The organism is Hymenobacter sp. UYAg731, assembly GCF_054061335.1.
This window is the reverse complement of record NZ_JBSSEC010000003.1, coordinates 739,564-758,243: the sequence shown is the minus strand read 5'-3', so window position 1 is coordinate 758,243 and position 18,680 is coordinate 739,564. Positions and strand designations below refer to the sequence as shown.

Here is an 18,680-nt window from a genome sequence, read left to right as displayed (position 1 = left end):
ACTGGCGGCGGCTCTTTTTTTAGGCGTTATTTTTACGGTTACTCCTCCACTCCATCATCTTTCTCTGTCTTGAAAAAGTACTTATACCCCAGTCTATTAGTGGTTTTCGGCGTATTGGCGGCCGCCATTTTTTTCTTTAAAAAGCCAGAGGTTCGTACGCCGGAACTGAAAGACCGGCGCGGCAGCCTGTCGGTCGGCAACGAATGGCTAAACACCAAAGCGGCTATTGAGGGCCTGCTGGCCAAGCTGCGCACCAATCCCAAAGACCAGAAGAGCCGCTTGCTCCTGGCTCAGGCCTATATGCAGGAAGGCCGCATCACCGGCGACCACCCATATTATGACGGTGCGGCTATGGACCTGCTGGAGCAGGTGCTGGCCGCCGAACCCGAAAACTTTGAAGCCATGTGCTGCAAAGCTTCGCTCTGCCTCACGCAGCACCACTTTGCCCAAGGCCTCGGCATTGCCGAACAGGCCCAGAAACTCAACCCCAACAGCGGCTTCGTGTACGGCCTGCTGACCGATGCCAACGTGGAAATGGGCCACTACGAGGAAGCCATCAAAATGGCCGACAAGATGAACGCCGTGCGCCCCGACCTGCCCGCCTACGCCCGGGTGAGCTACCTGCGCGAGATTTATGGCGACGTGCCCGGGGCCATTCAAGCAATGGATATGGCTGCCAAAGCCGGCTACATTGGTTTGGAGCAAACCGAATGGACCCGCGTAGCCCTGGGCCACATCTACGAAGTGAGCGGCGACACGGCCCACGCCCGGGGCTACTACCTCATGGCGCTGGCCGCCCGCCCCGGCTACGCGTATGCGCTGGCTGGCCTGGGCCGCATGGCGGCAGCCCGCAAGGACTATCCCCGTGCCATTAAGCTCTACCAAGAGGCCCGCATTACCGTGAAGGATTATGCCTTTGCCGATGAGCTAACGGACCTTTACCGCCTGAACGGCCAGCCCGCCGAAGCCGATAAAATGGCCAAAGAATCCATTGATATGCTGGCCAGCGCCGCCAGCGAGGCCAACAGCAACGAGCAGATGGGTCACTACGCCGACCGTGAGCTGGCCTACGCCTACCTCAAAACCAACGAGCTGGACAAGGCAATGGAACACGCCAAAATCGAGTACGACCGCCGGCCCGATAACATCGACGTGAACGAAACCATGGCTTGGGTGCTCTATAAGCGCGGCCAGTATGCCGAGGCTCAGAAATACATGCAGGTGGCCCGCCGCACGGGCTCGAAAAACCCGGTGCTGCTGTGCCGCGCGGGTCTCATCCTCAGCAAGATGGGCAAGACGGCCGAGGGGCAGGCCCTGATTGAGAATGCGCTGAAAACTGCTCCTTACCTCAACCCTGAGGTAGAGGCTGAAGGCAAGAAGCTGCTGGCGGCGCGGTAGAATGGCAGCAAGTAGTTGGTCGTGAGTAGTGAGCGTAAAATGAAAAAAGTAAACCCGTTGCGAGGAATGCGCCTGCCGCGCCGCGCCCTGGTAGCCCTGCCGCTGCTGGTGCTGCTGGTGCTGCTGGCGTTGCCGGCCGCTGCGCACGTCCTCAACACGGACCTGAGCAAGCTTTCGCGCACGGAGATTTTCTGGACCTACCTACAGCTGGGGTTCACGCACATCATTCCGCTGGGATTTGACCATATTCTGTTCATTATCAGCCTCTATATTCTGGAGCCGCGCCTCAAGCCGGTGCTCATGCAGGCCACGGCGTTCACGGTGGCGCATTCCATCACGCTGGGGCTGGCCATGTACGGGTTCATTCAGCCGCCGTCGTCGGTTATTGAGCCGATAATCGCGCTGTCCATTCTGTTTGTGGCCATCGAGAATATCATTACCGATAAGCTGAACCCGTGGCGGCTGGTTATCGTGTTCGGCTTTGGGCTGGTGCATGGGATGGGTTTTGCCAGCGCCCTCACGGGGCTGGGGCTGCCGCAGAAGGACTATTTCGGCTCGCTCATCTCCTTCAATGTCGGTGTGGAGTTGGGCCAGGTTTCGGTAATATTGCTGTGCTGGGCACTGGTAGGCCGCTGGGCCGCCGATAAAAGCTGGTACAAGCAGCGGGTTGTGATTCCGGTGTCGGTGGTTATCGGCCTGATTGCGGCTTACTGGACCGTGGAGCGCGTTTTTTTTGCCTGAACAATCAACCAACAATTCATTCATCCTTTCTGCTACCTGCGCCGTAGATAGTTCTAAACCACTCCCACCTCATGGCCTTCCGCCCGTACTTCACGCTGCTTTTGCTGCTCAACTACCTGCTGGTGGTGGGGGCAGGACTCGTGGAGCGTCCGGCGAAGGTGATTGACCGGCCGTTTGCCTACGTACACAGCCAAGATTGCCAGCTAAAGCACACGTTGCGGCTGGCTTGCTTTGATGATTGCAACGGGGTGCAGTACACGGTGAAGAAAAATGGCGAGCGGCCGCCTTTGCAACAGCTGCTCACCTCCCTCAAAGGTCTGGATACCCACTGCCTGGCAGAAGTGCGCGTGGTGTTTACCCGGCCGGTTTTTAGTGCTGTCGTGGCCCGGCGGGCGGCCCGCGTGGTGGCCGTGCCCGTGGGCTACCGGGGCCGGATTGAGTTGCCGCCCCGTCGGGGATAAGTTGAGACTGGGCCGCGGTTGGATTGGATTCCAGCTGTAGCTCCTGAGCGCGGCTGCCGCTAAGGAGCCGCGCCGCTTCATCTTATCCATCAATCCGACGCAGCCTGCCGGGCCATGGTGCCGGGGCGCGTTCAACTCCTTCATTTTATGATTTTCCGGGCTAATTCCCTCCAACCCGTAGCGGGCGCTACGAGCGTTGCTTCCCGTGTGCAATTGCCTACGGCGGGACGCATTGCCATTTCTTTGTTCGATGCGGGCGGTAGCCGCGCACTGCCGGCCAACCCTGATTCGGCCCGGCATGACCAGCCGCGCGGCCACCTTGGCCAGCAGCGCACCCAGCACCAGGTGCAGTGCCGCGCCAACTGCATGAGCAAGGCCAACTTCTAGTCGGCACATTTCCCCTTTCTTCAACTGAGCCAATGGTAGGCGGTGCTGCGGTGCCGCCTGCCATTGGCCTTGATACCGACTTAGATGAAAAAACTACTTACTACATTATCGACCGGGTGGGGCTTGCTGCTCGGCCTGCTTCTAGTGGCGCAGATGACGCAGGCGCAGGGCACTGCTACCCTACGCGGCACCGTGGCCGACTCGCTCTCGGGCCAGCCGGTGGTGGGCGCGAGCGTGGGATTGCTGGGCCAGCCGGGCGGGGCCGCCACCGATGCGCTGGGGCAGTTCCGCCTCACGGGCCTGCCGGCGGGGAAGCAAACCCTGCGGGTGGGAGCCCTCGGCTACCGCGTCCAGAGCCAGGCCGTGACCTTGGTGGCCGGCGAAACGCGCGGCCTGACCATGACGCTGGCCACTGCCACGCTCAGCCTGGCCGAGGTGACGGTGAACCAGCCCCGCGACCCCAACCAGAGCCTGGCCGCCATCACCCACATCGACCAGAGCTTGCGGCCCGTGAACTCGGGGCAGGATTTGTTGCGGCTGGTGCCGGGCCTGTTTATCGCCCAACACGCGGGCGGCGGCAAGGCCGAGCAGATTTTCCTGCGGGGCTTCGATGCCGACCACGGTACCGACTTCGCCATCAGCGTGGACGGGATGCCCGTGAACATGGTGAGCCAGGCCCACGGCCAGGGCTACGCGGACTTTCACTTCGTGATACCCGAAACGGTGGAGCAGCTGAAAGTGTACAAAGGCCCCTACACGGCCCGTTTTGGCGACCTGGCCACGGCCGGTGCGGGCGAATTCCTTACCAAAACCAGCCTCGACCACAGCCAGGTGAAAGTAGAGGCCGGCCAGTACAGCACGTACCGGGCGCTGGTGATGCTCGATTTGCTGGGTAATCATCACCTGCTGACCAAAAAATCGGAGAGTGCCTACGTGGCCAGCGAATACTACTACAGCGCTTCGCCCTTCGTGAATAACCAGCGTTTCAAGCGCTTCAACGGCATGGGCAAGTACACGGGCCAACTCACGAATAACACCTCGCTCACGCTGTTTGGCTCCTACTTCACCTCGAACTGGAACGCGAGCGGCGAAATCCCGACCCGTGCCGTGGCCGATGGCACCATTACGCGTTTCGGCAGCATCGACCCTACCGAGGGCGGCACCACCAACCGGGGCAACGCCTACGCCATCCTCACCACCGCGCTGCCCCACGACGCGGTGCTGCGCCAGCAGGTGTACTACACGCGCTACAACTTTGGCCTGTTTTCCAACTTCACGTTTTACAAGGAAGACCCCATCAACGGCGACGAAATCAACCAAACCGATAACGGCCGCAACCTCTACGGCTACACCGGCACCTACGAGCGCGACAACCGCCTGGGCAGCCGTAACCTGCACACCACCATTGGCGTGGGCACCCGCATCGACGATGCGAACCTGGCCCTGCGCCACGCCGTGCAGCGCCAGGTGTCGGACACGAGCATCATCGACATTGGCCGCTTGCACGAGCAAAACCTGAATGCCTACCTCGACGAGACGCTGGAGCTGACCGACCGCCTGACCGTGAACGCCGCCGTGCGGGCCGACCTGTTCGTGTTCGATTTTCGCGGGCAAATTGCCGACTCGACCGGGAAAAACTTCGGGCCGCTGAACGGGCGCGTGAACGCCGCCCGCGTTTCGCCCAAACTCAACTTCTACTACCAGGCCTCGCCGAACGTGCAGCTGTTTGTGCGCTCCGGCCTGGGCTTCCACTCCAACGATGCGCGGGGTGTTATCCGGGGCACTAACCCCGCCCAGGCGCTGCCCCGCGCCACGGGGGCCGAGGCGGGCAGCACCTTCAAGCCCGTAGCCAATTTGGTGGTGAACGCCGCTTTCTGGTACCTGCGCCTGCAGGACGAGCTGGTGTATTCCGGCGACGAGGGCACCACCGAAAGCGTGGGACCGACCCAGCGGTTTGGCTTCGACCTCTCGGCCCGCTACCAGCTCACGAGCCGCTTATTCCTGGATTTTGACGGCAACTACAGCCACGCCCGCATTCTGGATGCGCCGGAGGGCGAGAACTTCGTGCCGCTGGGTCCCATTTTTACCAGCATCGCGGGCATTACCTACAAGCAGCCCAACGGCCTGAGCGGCAGCCTGCGCTACCGCTACCTCGGCGGCCGCCCCGCCATCGAAGACAACTCGGTGCGGGCCTTACCCTACTTCGTGGTCGATGCCGTGCTGGCCTACACCCGGCCGCGCTACCAGTTCGGTCTCACGGTGCAAAATCTGCTGAACGTGGACTGGAATGAGGCCCAGTACGCCACCGAAACCCAGCTGCGTAGCGAAGCCTCCCCCATTACCGAACGGACCTTCACGCCGGGCACGCCCTTCAACCTGCGGGCCAATTTCAGTATTTTCTTCTAAGCCGGTTTCTTTGACGCAAAAAAGGCCTCTCCAAATATTTGGAGAGGCCTTTTTTGCGTCAGATTTATGCTCTACTGCACCGCCACTTTCTGGCTGACGTGGAACTCGGGCACGCTCAACTGGTAAATCCCGGCGGGCAGCGTCTTCTTCACACCCAGGCGCAGCTCGTTGGAGCCGTTGTAGAGGCGCACGGTTTCCTGGTGTACCAGGCGGCCGGTGAGGTCGTGCAGCTGCACGGTGGCGGCCTGCTCGCGGTTGGCGGTAATTACCACGTCGATGCGGTCGGCGGCGGTGGGGTTGGGGTACACCAGCACTTCAGCGGCGGGGGCTTCCTGGGTGGCGGCCAGCACGGCAGCGTCGCGGCGGCCGGTCATGGCCCCGGTTACCACGGTGGGGGCGGTATAGGTGGCCTTCACGAATGCGCCCTGGCTGGGGTTGGCGGTGCTGGCGTTTTTGGCTTTAAGCGTGTACCAGCCCTCGGCGGTGGGCGTGTAGGTGCCCGTGAGGGTGCCCGTGCCGGTCTGGCTGCTCACCACCGTGCCGGCGCTGTTGAGCACGGCTACCGTCAGGCTGCGCGTGGCATCAACGGGGAAGAGGGTGTAGGTGATTGATTTGTTGGCCGCGCCATAGATGCGGCCGGCCGTGCGGTAGGCTGTGCTGGCGGCCGGCAGTGCGCCGCCCTGCATCAAGCTGCGGCTGTCAGAATCGCCGAGGTCGTTGGCCAGTTCCCATTCCTGGGTGGTGGTCAGGGCCGGGCGGGTGTAGCCGGTCACGGCGTTGGTGGGGGCCCACACGGAGTAACCGCGCCGGCCGCTGGCGGCCGTGCCGTTGCACGGCGGCGTGTTGATGGCCACGGTCTGCGAGGCGCTCACCGTGACGGTAGAAGTGCCATTGGCCCCGGAATAGTCCTTGAGTACGGTGCCGGGGGCGAAATCGCAACTCACCGTATTGTTCTGCCAGGTGGTAAAGTTGTCGTTGATGCCAATGATGGCCTTCGTGCTGCGCTCAATCACGAGGTGGTCGGCGGCCTGGTAGCGCACCCGATACGCGCCGTCCTTGAAGTGCAGGTTCTGGTGGCACCACACCAGGTTCACGAGGTCGTCGCGGGTGGGCAGGTCGGTGGTGCTTTTGGGGCTGTGGCTGTAGCGCTTGCTGGTGTTGCCCACGTTGAACACGTCCTCAAAGAAGAGCATCGGCGAGCCATCCATGGCCAGCGCGGCGGCATACACGGCCGACAGGCGCGGGTCGAATGGGTCGATGTGCGGGGCCAGCTCCGAGCCGGTGTTCCAGCCGGTGTAGTTGCCGTTGGCATCCACCTGGGGACGCATCGTGTCGTGGTTGTTCACGAAGGGCACCGTGCGATGCACATACGTCCCGCCGATGTTCACCACCCGCGTGCCCTGCTGGTAGCTGGGCAGCGTGCCGATGTCGAAGCTGCCCCCTTGGCTCACGACGTTGTACAGGCCGTTGCGCAACGAGAAATCGAAGGTACCCGCGCGGTTGTTCACGTTGGCCACCCAGCCATCCATCTGCGAGGACGAGCCCACCCATTCGCCCACGGCGTACATGGTGGCCCCGCCGTTGGCCCAGCCGGCATTGCTTTGCAGATTATACAGGAAATCTTCGGAGGCGAAATCCGGAAAATGCTTCACGGCATCCATCCGCACGCCATCGAAACCGACCTGCTTCTTGTACCAAATCAGCCAGTTGCGGTTGCCGGTGCGCATGTAGTCGCTGGCCTGCACGGGGTTGTAGGTGGTGGCGTTGGAGCTTTGGCCGTAGGAGCCGGCGTAGTAGCTAATATCCGGCCCGAAGAAGGGCGCGTTCCAGTCGCCCGAGGTCGAGTTATTGCCCTGGTTGGGGTTGAAGTTCTCCCAGTTTTTCGAGAAGCGGCCCGAGCGGCTGAAGTAGTCGGCGGCGCTCTCGTCGGTCACGGGCTTGGCGTAGCTCACGTAGCGGAAGTTCTTGTACTTGCTGGTCGTGCCGTCTTCCCAGGCACCGGGGTCCTGCCCGCCCGCGCCGTTCGAGGAGCCCGCCCCGTCGTTGTGGTTCAGCACCACGTCCTGAATCACTTCCACGCCGTTGGCGTGCAGCACGGCCACGGCGCGCAGTAGCTCGTCCTTGGTGCCCATGCGGGTGGCCAGGAAGCCTTTTTGCCACTTATCGCCCAGGTCGTAGTTGTCGAAAGGGGAGTAGCCGTTGCCCTGGTTGGCGTTTTTGATGGTGGGCGGAATCCAGACGGCGTCTACGCCCATGCTTTTCAGGCGCGGGGCCAGGTCGGCGAGGTAGTTGGCCCAGCCGTTGGGGTAGTTCGAGTTCCAGAAATCCCACCAGAAGCCCTGCATCACTACTTTTTGGGCGTGGGCGCTCTGGTTGCCGGCTCCCAGCAAGGCCAAAGCCAGCGCCAGCGCGAACCGGAATCGTTTGCGGAACGGAAAATGAGGAGAAAAGTGCATCATGTGTGGGAATTGGGTTTTGTGAGGAAAAAGTGAAGCGTGGCTTGTCAATCAGCCGCAATCCAAAATGCGGATTTTTCGGTTGATTGATGGCCTCAAGGTAGAAGAAATGGTTTGCATGACCTTGAAATGACAAAATATTATTTGTGCATTCGATTGCATTTTTTAAATAATTGTGCTATGCTGATATTTATTGTTCATCAGGCTTTGGATAAGCCTTGGTGCTCAGCTTCACCATAGGCTCTCACGCAACTCGCAGCCCGACCGATTCAGGCAAAAGTGCCGGTGGAAATGTGGTTGCTGTGGCAGCGCGGCGTAATTTCAGCCAATGGTTAGGTTGAGAGCATATTGGATTGGTGCCAAAACGGCCGCCGAAAGAGCGCACTTAGTTGGTTACCTGGCGGCAGCATTGCTCACGGCCGGCTGCCAGCTACGGGCCGAAGAGGCGCAAATGCCGGCTAAAAGGCTGGTCTCAATCGCAACGCCCCTCACGCCGACCGCTGCCCCCGACACGTCGGCCCCCGCCCCCCCCGTGCCCGATTCGCTCCGCCTGACGCCGGTACCCGCACTGGCCGCCGTGCCCGATACCCTGCGCCAGGCCATTCAGCAGCTCCACGCCGCCCTCGGCCCCGCCGCCGCCGAACTGCGCCCCGAGGTGCTGGAACAGGCCTGCATCGGTTACCTCACGCTACACCCCACCGGCCGCATCGAGCGGGCCGGCCTGCTGGCCGTGGCCGACATGGACCTGCCCAATACCACCGAACGCCTCTGGGTCATCGACCTGAAGGAAGCCAAAGTGCTGCACCGCAGCTTGGTGGCCCACGGCGAAGGCTCGGGCCACTTGCGCGCCCGCCGCTTCTCCAACCAGGAGTCTTCGGCCTGCACTTCGCTGGGCTTCTACCGCACCGGCGCTACTTACGATGGTATTCATGGCTACTCGCGCCGCATCGAGGGGCTCGATAAGGGCCAGAATGCCAATGCCTTCGGCCGCTACGTGGTGCTGCACGCCGCCGACTATGCCAGCCCGAAATACGTGCGCCAATATGGCCACCTGGGCTACAGCCGGGGCTGCCCGGCCCTGCCCCCTGAGCAGTTCAAGGACATCATTGCCACGCTACGAGTCGGGAGCATGCTGCTCGTGAGCGGCCCCGGGCTGGCCTCGCGCTGGCTGGATGGCGGGGCCGCCGGGCGGCGGTTTTTGCAGCGCGGCTGGCGCTAAGCCGTCTGCCCGGCGGGCCGGAAACGGAATCATTTGGGCTGGTGAGGGGTTTGAAAATAGCCACCGGGGTTTCTATCCCGTATAAGGTATCGAAGCAGTTGCCGCACATGCGGCGGCTGGTTCTTTTTCACCACCAGCCACTTCGATTATGCACCAGCACCAGCCCAGCATTGTTCAGCGCAAACGCAAAAGCCTGCGTCGTCAGCGCTTAGCGCGTCGCGTTCTGCCGTTCCTGGCATCGTTGTTTCTGGCCACGCCGTTGGCGGGCAATATCCAGCAGTCCATGGCTGGATCGCGCAATGAGCTGCGGATGCCCAAAATGGACTTCTCGCCCAAAGCCCAGTTCGACCAGGAATTGCACGCCACCTACAAAGCCCTCGGGGCAGAACAGGAAGGCCTGCGTTTCGAAACCTTCGCCAAAGCCATGACCGGCTACCTCAACCTGCGTCAGGATGGCAAGCTGGCCGAGAATAAGCAGATGCTGACAGTTATTGACTTCGACCTGCCCAGCACCGAAAAGCGCCTTTGGGTGCTCGATTTGGGCAAGAAGGAAATTCTGTTTCACACCCTCGTGGCCCACGGCCACAACTCGGGCGAGAACGAGGCCACCAACTTCTCCAACACCGACCAGAGCAACATGAGCAGCCTCGGCTTCTACGCCACGGGTGGCGAGTACGAGGGCAAGCACGGTCACTCGCTACACCTGCAAGGCTTGGACGAAGGCGTGAATACGAACGCCGCCGCCCGCTCTATTGTGATGCACGGCGCTGATTACGTGAGCGAAGACTTCATTAAGCAAAACGGCCGCCTGGGCCGCAGCCTGGGCTGCCCGGCCCTGCCGATGGACCAGTATTCGCAGATTATTGATGCCGTGAACGGCGGCACTTGCCTGTTTCTGAACAAGTCGGATGCCGGCTACTCTTCGCAATACCTGAACCAGCAGGTAGCCATTGCCGCGCTGGTGCCCCAGGCTGCGACTAATGGTATTTCTTAAACATTGCCAGAAATTATAGTATAAGAAAGGCCCTTCGCATCAGCGAAGGGCCTTTTTCATGCTTCGGAATGGCTGATTTCCGCCTACAGCTTCACCCCAAACTTCGCGCCCACGCCCTCCAAATCCTTCACCACGGCATCAAGCAGCGGAATGCCTTCCAGCAGGCGGTGGGCGGCCATTTCACGCTCCGGGTCGCCGGGGATGAGGACTTTTTTGCCCTCCACGGCCTGGGCGTTGCGGAAAGTTGTAATCCAGTTGTCCATGTGCGCTTTGAACTCGTCGGCGGGCCGGAACGCATCCACGCGCATCGCGCCGAAGAAGTGGCCCAGGCCCTGGCCCACCGGGTTGGCCGAAGGCTGAAGAAAGGCCACGAACGGCGGCACCCACGGCCCATAGTTGGCCCCCGAGAGCACGGCCGAGAAAATATCCACAATGCTGCCCAGCGCGTAGCCTTTGTGCGAGCCGGTGGCCCCGCCAAGGGGCAGCAGCGCACCGCCGTTCTTCACGGCGTTGGCGTCGGTGCTGGGCTGGCCGTCGGCGGTTTGGGCCCAGCCTTCGGGCAGGGGCAGGCCTTTGCGCTGGGCAATTTCGAGCTTGCCGTTAGCGGCGGTAGTGGTGGCCATATCGGCCACGAAGTCGGGCTGTTCGCCGGCGGGCACGGCCACGGCAATGGGGTTGGTGCCGAGGAGTCTGTCCAGCGAAAAAGTGGGCGCGACCAGCGGCGAGGCATTGGTCATGGCAATGCCAATCATGTCGTGTGCCAGGGGCAGCATGGCGTGGTAGCCGGCAATGCCGAAGTGGTTGGAATTTTTCACCGAAACCCAGCCGGTACCCACTTGCTGCGCCTTTTCGATGGCCACGCGCATGGCCTTGGGGCCAACTACCAGTCCCAGGCCGCCGTCGCCGTCTACCACGGCGGTGCTGGGCGTTTCATACGTCACGCCCACTTGTGGGCTGGCGTTGATGCGGCCGGCTTCCCACAGCCGCACGTAGCCCACCAGGCGGGCCACGCCGTGCGAGTCCACGCCGCGCAAATCGGCCGAGAGCAGGGTCTCGGTGGCCAGGATGGCATCAGCGGCGGGGCAGCCGATGGCGAGGAAAACGCTTTCGGTGAAAGTGAAAAGCTGGCTGTAGGAGAAGGTGGGCATGAGGGGAGGATGTACCGTGGACTCTGCGAGCCCGCGCGTGATAAGGAGTGGAGGAGCGAGTCAAATTCGCGAACTCGCTGAGTCCACAGTACGACCAGACTACACCGCCAGCATTTCGGCCAAAAGCCCTTCTTTCAGCGCGTAAGCTGAAGTGCGGATGCGCGTGATTTCACTGATGCCCAGCACGAAATCAATAAGCACGGCGGCTACCACCAACATATCGGCCCGCATAGGCAGAATGCCGGGCAGGGCCTTGCGCTGCTCGTGGTTGCCGCTGAGCAGGTGGCGGTAGCTGCTTTGGAAGGACTCCGGTGCCAGCTCGGTGCAGGACGGCAGCTCACTTTCGGAGCGCAACTGGCCGATTTGCATGTCGGCCAGGCTGTCGAAGCTGCCCGAAGCCCCCACGAGGCTGGCGGGCCGGTAGCGCCGCACGGCTTCGATGAGCGGCTCCAGCACGGTGCTGAGATAGCGCTGCTCGGCCTCCACGGCCTCGGCGGGAAATACGCCGCTGGGGTCGGGGAAAAACTGGTCGAGCAGGCGCTGGGCTCCGATTTCAAAGCTTTGCTTCCAGAAAATGGTGGTCTGATTGGCGATAATGAACTCGACCGAGCCGCCGCCGATGTCCATAATCAGCTGGGCTGCTTCGCCCAAATCCACGGCCTGGCGCACGCCTGCGCAAATTAATTCCGCCTCGCGCTCGCCGGGAATGACGTTGACCTGAATGCCGGTTTTCTCGAAGATTTCGCGTACCAAATCTGGCCCGTTTTTCGTCACGCGCATAGCGCTGGTGGCCGTGGCGCGCACTTCGGTCACTTCGTGAAGCTCCATTTCCTCTTTGAAACCGGCGAGGGTGTGCAGGGCACGGGTATAGGCATCGGGCGCGATGATGCCCTGGCTGATACCGCCCTCGCCCAGGCGCACGCCGGCTTTGGTGCGCAGCAGCACCAGCGGCTTTTCGCCGGGCGTTTTTGAGATTTCCACAACGAGCAGGTGGAAGGTGTTGGTGCCCAAATCAATGAGCGCGAGGCGGCGATGGGCGTGCGGCGTGTGCATAAAGGAAGTAGCGTGGTCTTTCAGTCCGCGAGTTTAGCGAAGCAGGAGTGCAATACGGCAGATGGGTTGGCGCGGACTAAAAGCCCGCGCTACGTGGCAAACCGGCAGAACGTGCCCAGCGGCAGTTTCCGCTGCCCGGCATCGTGCAGATAAATCTCGCCCAACTCGCGCACGGCCTTCTCGCCGGGAAAAATGGCCGTAGTCAGGTTATCCAGAATCAGAGCCGAGAAACCCAGCGAATACAGGTTCACTACAAAGAAATGGTCCTCCGGATCGAGCAGCTGCTGGCTGAGCTTGAGCATCTCGTTCAACTCATCTTCGAGCTGCCATTTCTCGCCGTTGGGGCCGCGGCCGTAAGCGGGCGGGTCGAGGATGAGGCCTTGGTACTTGCTGCCGCGCTTCACTTCGCGCCGCACGTATTTCATGGCATCTTCCACCAGCCAGCGCACGCCGTCGAGCTGGCTGGCTTCCATGTTATCTCTGGCCCAGAAGTTCACCTGCTTCACCGAGTCGAGGTGCGTGACGTCGGCTCCGGCGGCGCGGGCGGCCAGCGTGGCGGCCCCGGTGTAGGCAAATAGGTTGAGCACGCGCGGCAGTTTGGCGCGGCGCTTGCGCGTCTGGTTGTAGATGAACTGCCAGTTGGGGTCCTGCTCCGGAAACAGCCCGACGTGCTTGAACGACGACAGACCCAGCCGGAATTTCAGCTTCAGCCCATCGGGCCGCTGGTAGTCGATGACCCACTGCTCGGGCATGCTGGGCTTGAGGCGCCACTGGCCTTTTTCGGTCGAGCCGGGGGCGCGGGCGAAGGCGGCATCGGCCCGTTCCCACTCCGTAAGCGGCAGGTGCGGGTCCCAGATGGCCTGCGGCTCGGGGCGGGCCAGGATGTATTGGCCGAAACGCTCCAGCTTCTGAAAGTTGCCGGAATCAATCAGCTCGTAGTCGGGCCAGGGGGAGGTGGTGAGGAAGTCGTACATAAGCAGGCGGCAAAGGTAGGGGTCGTACCCGGTAGGGCCCTGCCCGATTTGATGGGCCGATTGGGGGCGGGGCGGCCGGTAATTCGCTCACTTGGAAAGGCCACAGCCTCGGTTCATCGAACAGGCTGCGCCAACCGGCTGCCCATTCCTTAGCTTTACCCGATGCTTAAAGCTCTTCCTTGGAAATCTTACCTCCTGGCATTCATGCTACTGCTGAACGCCTGCTCCTCGCCGGGGCAGGAAGTCGCAATGCCGCCCGCCGTGCAGGATTCCACCTTTGGGCTGCTCACGCCGCGCCGCACCGTGTCGGAAGCTCCGGCGCGTGGCCGCGTGCTCGACCGCAACGATTCGGTGCTGATAGCCACCCGGCCCGTCTATCTGCTCGCGCTGCCGCCGCGCCCGCCCCTCGATTCCCTCAAGCTCAGCCGCCTGCTAGGCTGGCGCGACAGCACCCTGTGGCGCCGCATTGCCGCCGCGCTGCCCTACGAAGGAGCCCGCCCCAAAGGCAGCATAAAGCTGCTGCTGACCAACGCCGAGGCCAAAAAAATCCAGGATAAGCAGGAGGAATGGCCCATGCTGAAGCTGGAGCAGCGCACCCTACGCGCCTACACCACCAGCGCGGGCGCGCCGGTGCTGGGCTACGCCTATAACAATGCCCAACCCTTCCTGAACCTCATTCAGCGCTACCGGCGCGGCCGGTTCTACCGGGTGCGCAACGGCGGCGTCGAAACCTACTACAACGGCCTGCTCAATGGCCACCGTGGCTACGCGCACCCGATTCTCGATACACTGGGCCAGCCCCACGGCACCTGGGCCGCCGATACCGTCTTCCAACAGGGCCAGGATATCCACTTAGGCATTGATGCCAAGCTGCAGGCCTACGCCGAAAGTCTGCTGGCCGGCCGCAAAGGCTACCTCGTGGCCCTCGACCCGCGCACCGGCGAGGTGCTCTGCGCGGTTTCGGCCCCCACCTTCGCGCCTGGCACCCTCACCGCACCCGACCGCGCCGGCACCCGCCGCAAGCTGGTCGAAAACGAGGACATGCCCCTGCTCAACCGCTCGGCTACCCAGGCAAGCCCGCCTGGCTCGGTGTTTAAGCTGGTGAACGCGGCCGTGGCCCTGCAGCTCGGGGCCATTAAGCCCACCACCGGGTTTCGGTGCGACCAGTCGCTCATCAGCTGCGTGCATTACCACCCGCAGGCCCGCAACCTCCGCATGGCCCTGCAATACAGCTGCAATCCGTATTTCTACCAGGTAATGCGCAAGCTCATCGAGCACGTACCCGACAGCCTGGTGGGCGACACCACGGCCGCCCGCCACGCCAACCTCGCGGCCTGGCAGCACTACGCCAAATCGTTCGGCCTCGACACGCTGCTCGGCGTTGATTTGCCCCGCGAGCAGGCCGGCTTCCTGCCCACCCCGGCCTACTACGACAAGGCCCGGCGCACCCGCTACTGGAAGTTTCGCTCCATTTATTCCCTTAGTGTGGGGCAGGGCGAAATCAACCTCACCGGCCTGCAAATGGCCAATATGATGGCCATCATTGCCAACCGGGGCTGGTACTACACGCCGCATTTCGTGCGCAGCGTGGGCGATGACGGCCCCCTGCCGCGCTTCCTCGAAAAGCACCACACCCTCATCGACAGCGTGAACCTCGAAGCCCTCATCCCTGGCATGCTCGCCGTGATGCAGCGCGGCGGCACCGCCGAAGCCTCCAGTCTGGCCGACGTGGGCATCACCATCGCCGGCAAAACCGGTACCGTGCAAAACGACGAGGGCGACGACCACGCCACCTTCGTCGCCTTCGCCCCCGCCGACAACCCCCAAATTGCCATCGCCGTGTACCTGGAAAATGCCGGTTTCGGAGCCACGGCTGCCGCCCCGGCCGCCGCCCTCGTCATCGAGAAATACCTGCGCGGCAGCATCGCGCCCAAACGCAAGCACTGGGAGCGGAGCATGAAGTACCTCGGCAAGGCGTACGAGCGCGAGCACCGGTAGGCGTTCTGGGTTGTACCGTGGACGCTGCGAGTCCGCGCGTCGGACATTCAGACGTGCGAACTCGCAGCGTCCACGGTACAACCTGTGAGCTACTGCTAAACCGTACTTTTGCACCATGCAATTCCACAAGTACCAAGGCACCGGCAACGACTTCGTCATGATTGACGACCGCACCCGCGCCTTCGACGAAACCGACCAGCCGCTCATTGCCCGTCTCTGCGACCGCCGTTTCGGCATCGGGGCCGACGGCCTCATTCTGCTGCGCAACAAGCCCGATTTCGACTTCGAAATGGTGTATTTCAACGCCGACGGCCGGCCCAGCTCCATGTGCGGCAACGGTGGCCGCTGCACCGTGGCCTTTGCCAAACACCTCGGCCTCATCAGCACCGAAACCCGTTTCCTGGCCGTGGATGGTCCCCACGACGCCCGCGTGGAGCCCGACGGCACCGTGCGCCTGCGCATGATTGATGTGGATGCCCCGCAGGAAGCCGGGGTAGGGGAGGACGACGTATTCCTGCACACCGGCTCGCCCCACCATATTCACTTCCTCGACCCCGAAGAAGGCCACAGTCTCGCTGAGTTCGATGTGTACGGTACCGGCCACGACATCCGCTACGACCAGGCCTACGACCCCGCCGGCACCAACGTCAACTTCGTGGAAATCCCTGCCGACCCCGCTCACGCTTGGCCCGTACGCACCTACGAGCGCGGCGTCGAAAACGAAACCCTGAGCTGCGGCACCGGCGTCACGGCCGTGGCCCTGGCCGCTTCGCGGCGTGGTGCGGCCTCGCCCGTGCGTCTGCAAACCATGGGCGGCGAGCTGGAAGTAAGCTTCGAATCCCGCCCCGATGGCGGCTTTGCCAACGTGTGGCTGAGCGGCCCGGCCACGCGGGTGTTTGGCGGCGAGGTGTAGATTAATACACTCTCTTACATCAAAAAGGCCTCCCGCAACAACGGGAGGCCTTTTTTGTGCTCGGTTGATGCTTGGCTTACTTCGCCAGCATCTTCAGTACCTCCTGCGCCGCCGGCTCCGACGAGGCCGGGTTCTGACCCGTAATCAGGTTGCCGGCCGATACCACGTAGGGCTGCCAATCGGCTCCTTTCGAGTAGTTGCCGCCGTTTTCCTTCAGCATGTCTTCCACCAGGAAAGGCACCACATTGGTCAGTTGCACGGCCTCTTCCTCGGTGTTGGTGAAGCCGGCTACCGACTTGCCTTTTACCAAAGGCTCGCCGTTGGCGGCTTTGGTGTGGCGGAGCACGCCGGGGGCGTGGCACACCAAAGCCAGCGGCTTGCCGGCGGCGAAAGTGCTTTCTATGAGGGCGATAGAATTCTTGTCTTCGGCCAAATCCCACAGGGGACCGTGGCCGCCGGGGTAGAATACGGCATCAAAATCCTCGGCCTTAATGGTGTCGAGCGTCACCGTGCTGGCCAGGGCTTTCTGGGCGGCGGCATCGGCCTTGAAGCGCTTGGTGGCGTCGGTTTGGGCACCGGGCTCGTCGCTTTTGGGGTCGAGGGGTGGCTGGCCGCCGGCGGGCGAGGCCAGAGTAATATCGGCCCCGGCATCAACGAACGTGTAGTAAGGCGCGGCGAATTCCTCCAGCCAGAAACCGGTTTTGTGGCCGGTGTTGCCGAGTTGGTCGTGCGAAGTCAGAACCATGGCAATTTTCATAGGATAAGCAATTAAAAATGAGTGGCATAACCTGCCGGAAACGGCAAGACCCCGGCGTAGACCGAGGCCTTGTCAGAACTAGTTAAAACGGGAAACGGCCGCGCTTAGGCGTTGGTCGTCGTGGTGAGGTTCACCTCGATGTTGCCTTTGGTGGCGCGCGAGTAGGGGCAGATGCCATGTGCGGCTTCCACCAACTCCTCGGCCTGCTGCTGCTCGATGCCGGGCAGGTTGACGTGCAAATCGGCCGAGATGCCGTAGCCGCCATCCTCCGCCTTGCCGAAGCCGATGAGGGCTTCCACGGTCACGTTGTTCATGGTTACTTTGGCCTGGCGGGCGGCCACGCCCAGCGCCCCCTCAAAGCAGGCTGCGTAGCCGGCGGCGAAGAGCTGCTCGGGGTTGGTAGCACCAGCTTTGCCGGGGCCGCCCATTTCCTTGGGCGTGCTCAGGGTCAGGTCGAGCACCTGGTTGTTGGAGGTAATCTGGCCGTCGCGGCCGCCTTTGGCCAGGGCCTGGGCAGTGAAAATTTTTTCGATTTTCATCGGAATGTTGGTAAGAAAAAGTGGTAAGCAATAAGCGTAGGCCGCTAGGCCAACTGGGTAAGTAGGTGCGTGAGGTGCGTGCGCAGCGCCGTTATTTCCGCATCCGACATCTGCATCTTATTGAGCATCTGCGTCGGAATCTGGTCGGCCTGCGCTTCCAGCGCCCGGCCCGCCGGCAGCAGCGCGATGATGACCGACCGCTCGTCGCGCGGGTCGCGGCGGCGGCTGAGCCACTGCTTCTGCTCCATGCGCTTGAGCAGGGGCGTGAGCGTGCCCGAATCGAGCAGCAGCTTTTCACCCAGCTCCTTCACCGTCAGCTGCTCATGTCCCCACAACAGCAGAAACACGAGGTACTGCGGGTAGGTGAGGTCGAGGGCCTGCAGCAGGGGCTGGTAAGCCTTCGTGAGCAGCCGCGACACGGCATAGAACGGGAAGCACAGCTGGTTTTCCAGCTTCAGCAGCGAGTTCTTGACGGGAAGGGTAGGGGAGGTTGCCATAGGGTTTTGCAAAGGTAAATGGATAATGATTGTGTAAGGTTTGATTGTGCGCAATTTATTTTTGTTCCAGTGGCCTGGTTTGCGGCATAAGCCTTAGCTTGTGCTGGAACGAATTCCGGTTGTTCAGACAACGCACAAGCTAAAGCATGTGCTCCAAGCACCCGATACCTTTACCCCACCATGCACCTGCGCGCCCTCGAACCCGACGACCTCGAATTCCTCTACGCCCTCGAAAACGACCCCGATATCTGGGGCGTTTCCGATACGTTTGCACCCGTCTCGCGGCACGCCCTGCGCGAATACCTCGACCACGCCCGCGCGGATTTCTACGTAGTGCGCCAATTGCGACTGGTGATTACTACTGAGATTGGCAGCCCGGCCGTGGGCGTCGTCGACCTGTTCGACTACGACCCGCTGCACCAACGGGCCGGCGTGGGCATCACCATTCTGGCCCGCGAGCGGCAGCACGGCTACGCCCGCCAGGCCCTAGAGCTCCTGAAAAAACACGCCCGAAACGTCTTGCGTCTGCACCAGGTTTACGCCACCGTAGGCATTGATAACCTGCCTAGTTTGAAGCTTTTTGAAGCGGCCGGGTTCCGGCAGGTGGGCACGCGGCAGGCGTGGCTGCGCACTGCCACCGGCTGGCACGACGCCGTGGAGTGGCAATGCTTGCTGGGTAGCTGATAAATTAGCATAGCCGTATATCTAGTTGGTAAAGTGAAGGATTGGTGGGCTTTAG

The 18,680-nt window shown here is 62.1% G+C and carries 17 protein-coding genes and 1 pseudogene; 10 read left to right on the top strand and 8 right to left on the bottom strand.

The features are described from left to right. Window positions 1-69: 69 nt before the first annotated feature. The 5 genes from ACVWYF_RS11355 (at window position 70) to ACVWYF_RS11335 (ending at window position 5,393) form a co-directional block, all read left to right on the top strand. The gene (locus ACVWYF_RS11355; RefSeq protein ID WP_457067953.1) at window positions 70-1,398 is read left to right on the top strand and encodes a tetratricopeptide repeat protein; all 1,329 of its coding nucleotides are present in this window, start codon (window positions 70-72) and stop codon (window positions 1,396-1,398) included. A gap of 39 nt (window positions 1,399-1,437) precedes the next feature. Next, the gene (locus ACVWYF_RS11350) at window positions 1,438-2,139 is read left to right on the top strand and encodes a HupE/UreJ family protein (protein ID WP_457067951.1); all 702 of its coding nucleotides are present in this window, start codon (window positions 1,438-1,440) and stop codon (window positions 2,137-2,139) included. 71 nt (window positions 2,140-2,210) lie between these two features. Beyond that, on the top strand, window positions 2,211-2,600 hold the full coding sequence (locus ACVWYF_RS11345; protein WP_457067949.1) for a hypothetical protein: 390 nt from the start codon (window positions 2,211-2,213) through the stop codon (window positions 2,598-2,600). Between the two features lie 147 nt (window positions 2,601-2,747). Then, window positions 2,748-2,987 carry a hypothetical protein gene (locus ACVWYF_RS11340; RefSeq protein ID WP_457067947.1) on the top strand — a complete coding sequence of 80 codons (240 nt, stop codon included), beginning with the start codon at window positions 2,748-2,750 and terminating at the stop codon, window positions 2,985-2,987. Between the two features lie 84 nt (window positions 2,988-3,071). Further along, the gene (locus ACVWYF_RS11335; protein ID WP_457067945.1) at window positions 3,072-5,393 is read left to right on the top strand and encodes a TonB-dependent receptor; all 2,322 of its coding nucleotides are present in this window, start codon (window positions 3,072-3,074) and stop codon (window positions 5,391-5,393) included. 71 nt (window positions 5,394-5,464) lie between these two features. On the opposite strand, the gene ACVWYF_RS11330 is transcribed toward ACVWYF_RS11335, so the two are convergent. Both ACVWYF_RS11330 and ACVWYF_RS11325 read right to left on the bottom strand, forming a co-directional pair. Next, the gene (locus ACVWYF_RS11330) at window positions 5,465-5,767 is read right to left on the bottom strand and encodes a T9SS type A sorting domain-containing protein (protein ID WP_457068223.1); all 303 of its coding nucleotides are present in this window, start codon (window positions 5,765-5,767) and stop codon (window positions 5,465-5,467) included. Window positions 5,768-6,709: 942 nt separating this feature from the next. Continuing rightward, a pseudogene (locus ACVWYF_RS11325) lies at window positions 6,710-7,648 on the bottom strand (alpha-amylase family glycosyl hydrolase); the annotation flags it as partial. A gap of 733 nt (window positions 7,649-8,381) precedes the next feature. On the opposite strand from ACVWYF_RS11325, the gene ACVWYF_RS11320 reads away from it, so the two are divergent. Further along, entirely contained in the window at window positions 8,382-9,068 is a 687-nt protein-coding gene (locus ACVWYF_RS11320) for a murein L,D-transpeptidase catalytic domain family protein (protein WP_457067943.1), read from the top strand. Between the two features lie 148 nt (window positions 9,069-9,216). Next, window positions 9,217-10,062 carry a murein L,D-transpeptidase catalytic domain family protein gene (locus ACVWYF_RS11315; protein ID WP_457067941.1) on the top strand — a complete coding sequence of 282 codons (846 nt, stop codon included), beginning with the start codon at window positions 9,217-9,219 and terminating at the stop codon, window positions 10,060-10,062. Between the two features lie 83 nt (window positions 10,063-10,145). Here the strand turns inward: ACVWYF_RS11315 and ACVWYF_RS11310 are convergent, their stop codons facing one another. From ACVWYF_RS11310 to ACVWYF_RS11300, 3 genes are all read right to left on the bottom strand, one after another. Then, entirely contained in the window at window positions 10,146-11,210 is a 1,065-nt protein-coding gene (locus ACVWYF_RS11310) for an Ldh family oxidoreductase (protein ID WP_457067939.1), read from the bottom strand. Window positions 11,211-11,309: 99 nt separating this feature from the next. Further along, window positions 11,310-12,263, bottom strand: a complete 954-nt coding sequence (locus ACVWYF_RS11305) for a Ppx/GppA phosphatase family protein (RefSeq protein WP_457067936.1) — start codon at window positions 12,261-12,263, stop codon at window positions 11,310-11,312. A gap of 89 nt (window positions 12,264-12,352) precedes the next feature. Continuing rightward, entirely contained in the window at window positions 12,353-13,237 is an 885-nt protein-coding gene (locus ACVWYF_RS11300) for a class I SAM-dependent methyltransferase (RefSeq protein ID WP_457067934.1), read from the bottom strand. A 162-nt stretch (window positions 13,238-13,399) separates the two neighbouring features. Here ACVWYF_RS11300 and ACVWYF_RS11295 point away from each other — a divergent pair, with 162 nt between their 5' ends. Together ACVWYF_RS11295 and dapF are read left to right on the top strand one after the other, a co-directional pair. Then, window positions 13,400-15,235, top strand: a complete 1,836-nt coding sequence (locus tag ACVWYF_RS11295) for a peptidoglycan D,D-transpeptidase FtsI family protein (RefSeq protein WP_457067932.1) — start codon at window positions 13,400-13,402, stop codon at window positions 15,233-15,235. Between the two features lie 115 nt (window positions 15,236-15,350). Continuing rightward, window positions 15,351-16,148, top strand: a complete 798-nt coding sequence (gene dapF / locus ACVWYF_RS11290) for a diaminopimelate epimerase (RefSeq protein ID WP_457067929.1) — start codon at window positions 15,351-15,353, stop codon at window positions 16,146-16,148. A gap of 76 nt (window positions 16,149-16,224) precedes the next feature. Here the strand turns inward: dapF and ACVWYF_RS11285 are convergent, their stop codons facing one another. The 3 genes from ACVWYF_RS11285 to ACVWYF_RS11275 form a co-directional block, all read right to left on the bottom strand. Next, window positions 16,225-16,905 (bottom strand): type 1 glutamine amidotransferase domain-containing protein, encoded by a 681-nt coding sequence (locus ACVWYF_RS11285; protein WP_457067927.1) that lies wholly within the window; start codon window positions 16,903-16,905, stop codon window positions 16,225-16,227. Window positions 16,906-17,009: 104 nt separating this feature from the next. Then, window positions 17,010-17,444: an organic hydroperoxide resistance protein gene (locus ACVWYF_RS11280; RefSeq protein ID WP_457067925.1), complete on the bottom strand. Its 435-nt coding sequence runs from the start codon at window positions 17,442-17,444 to the stop codon at window positions 17,010-17,012. Between the two features lie 44 nt (window positions 17,445-17,488). Then, window positions 17,489-17,941, bottom strand: coding sequence for a MarR family winged helix-turn-helix transcriptional regulator (locus tag ACVWYF_RS11275; RefSeq protein WP_457067923.1), 453 nt, complete (start codon window positions 17,939-17,941; stop codon window positions 17,489-17,491). Window positions 17,942-18,121: 180 nt separating this feature from the next. On the opposite strand from ACVWYF_RS11275, the gene ACVWYF_RS11270 reads away from it, so the two are divergent. After that, on the top strand, window positions 18,122-18,625 hold the full coding sequence (locus tag ACVWYF_RS11270) for a GNAT family N-acetyltransferase (RefSeq protein ID WP_457067921.1): 504 nt from the start codon (window positions 18,122-18,124) through the stop codon (window positions 18,623-18,625). The last annotated feature ends 55 nt before the right edge of the window (window positions 18,626-18,680 follow it).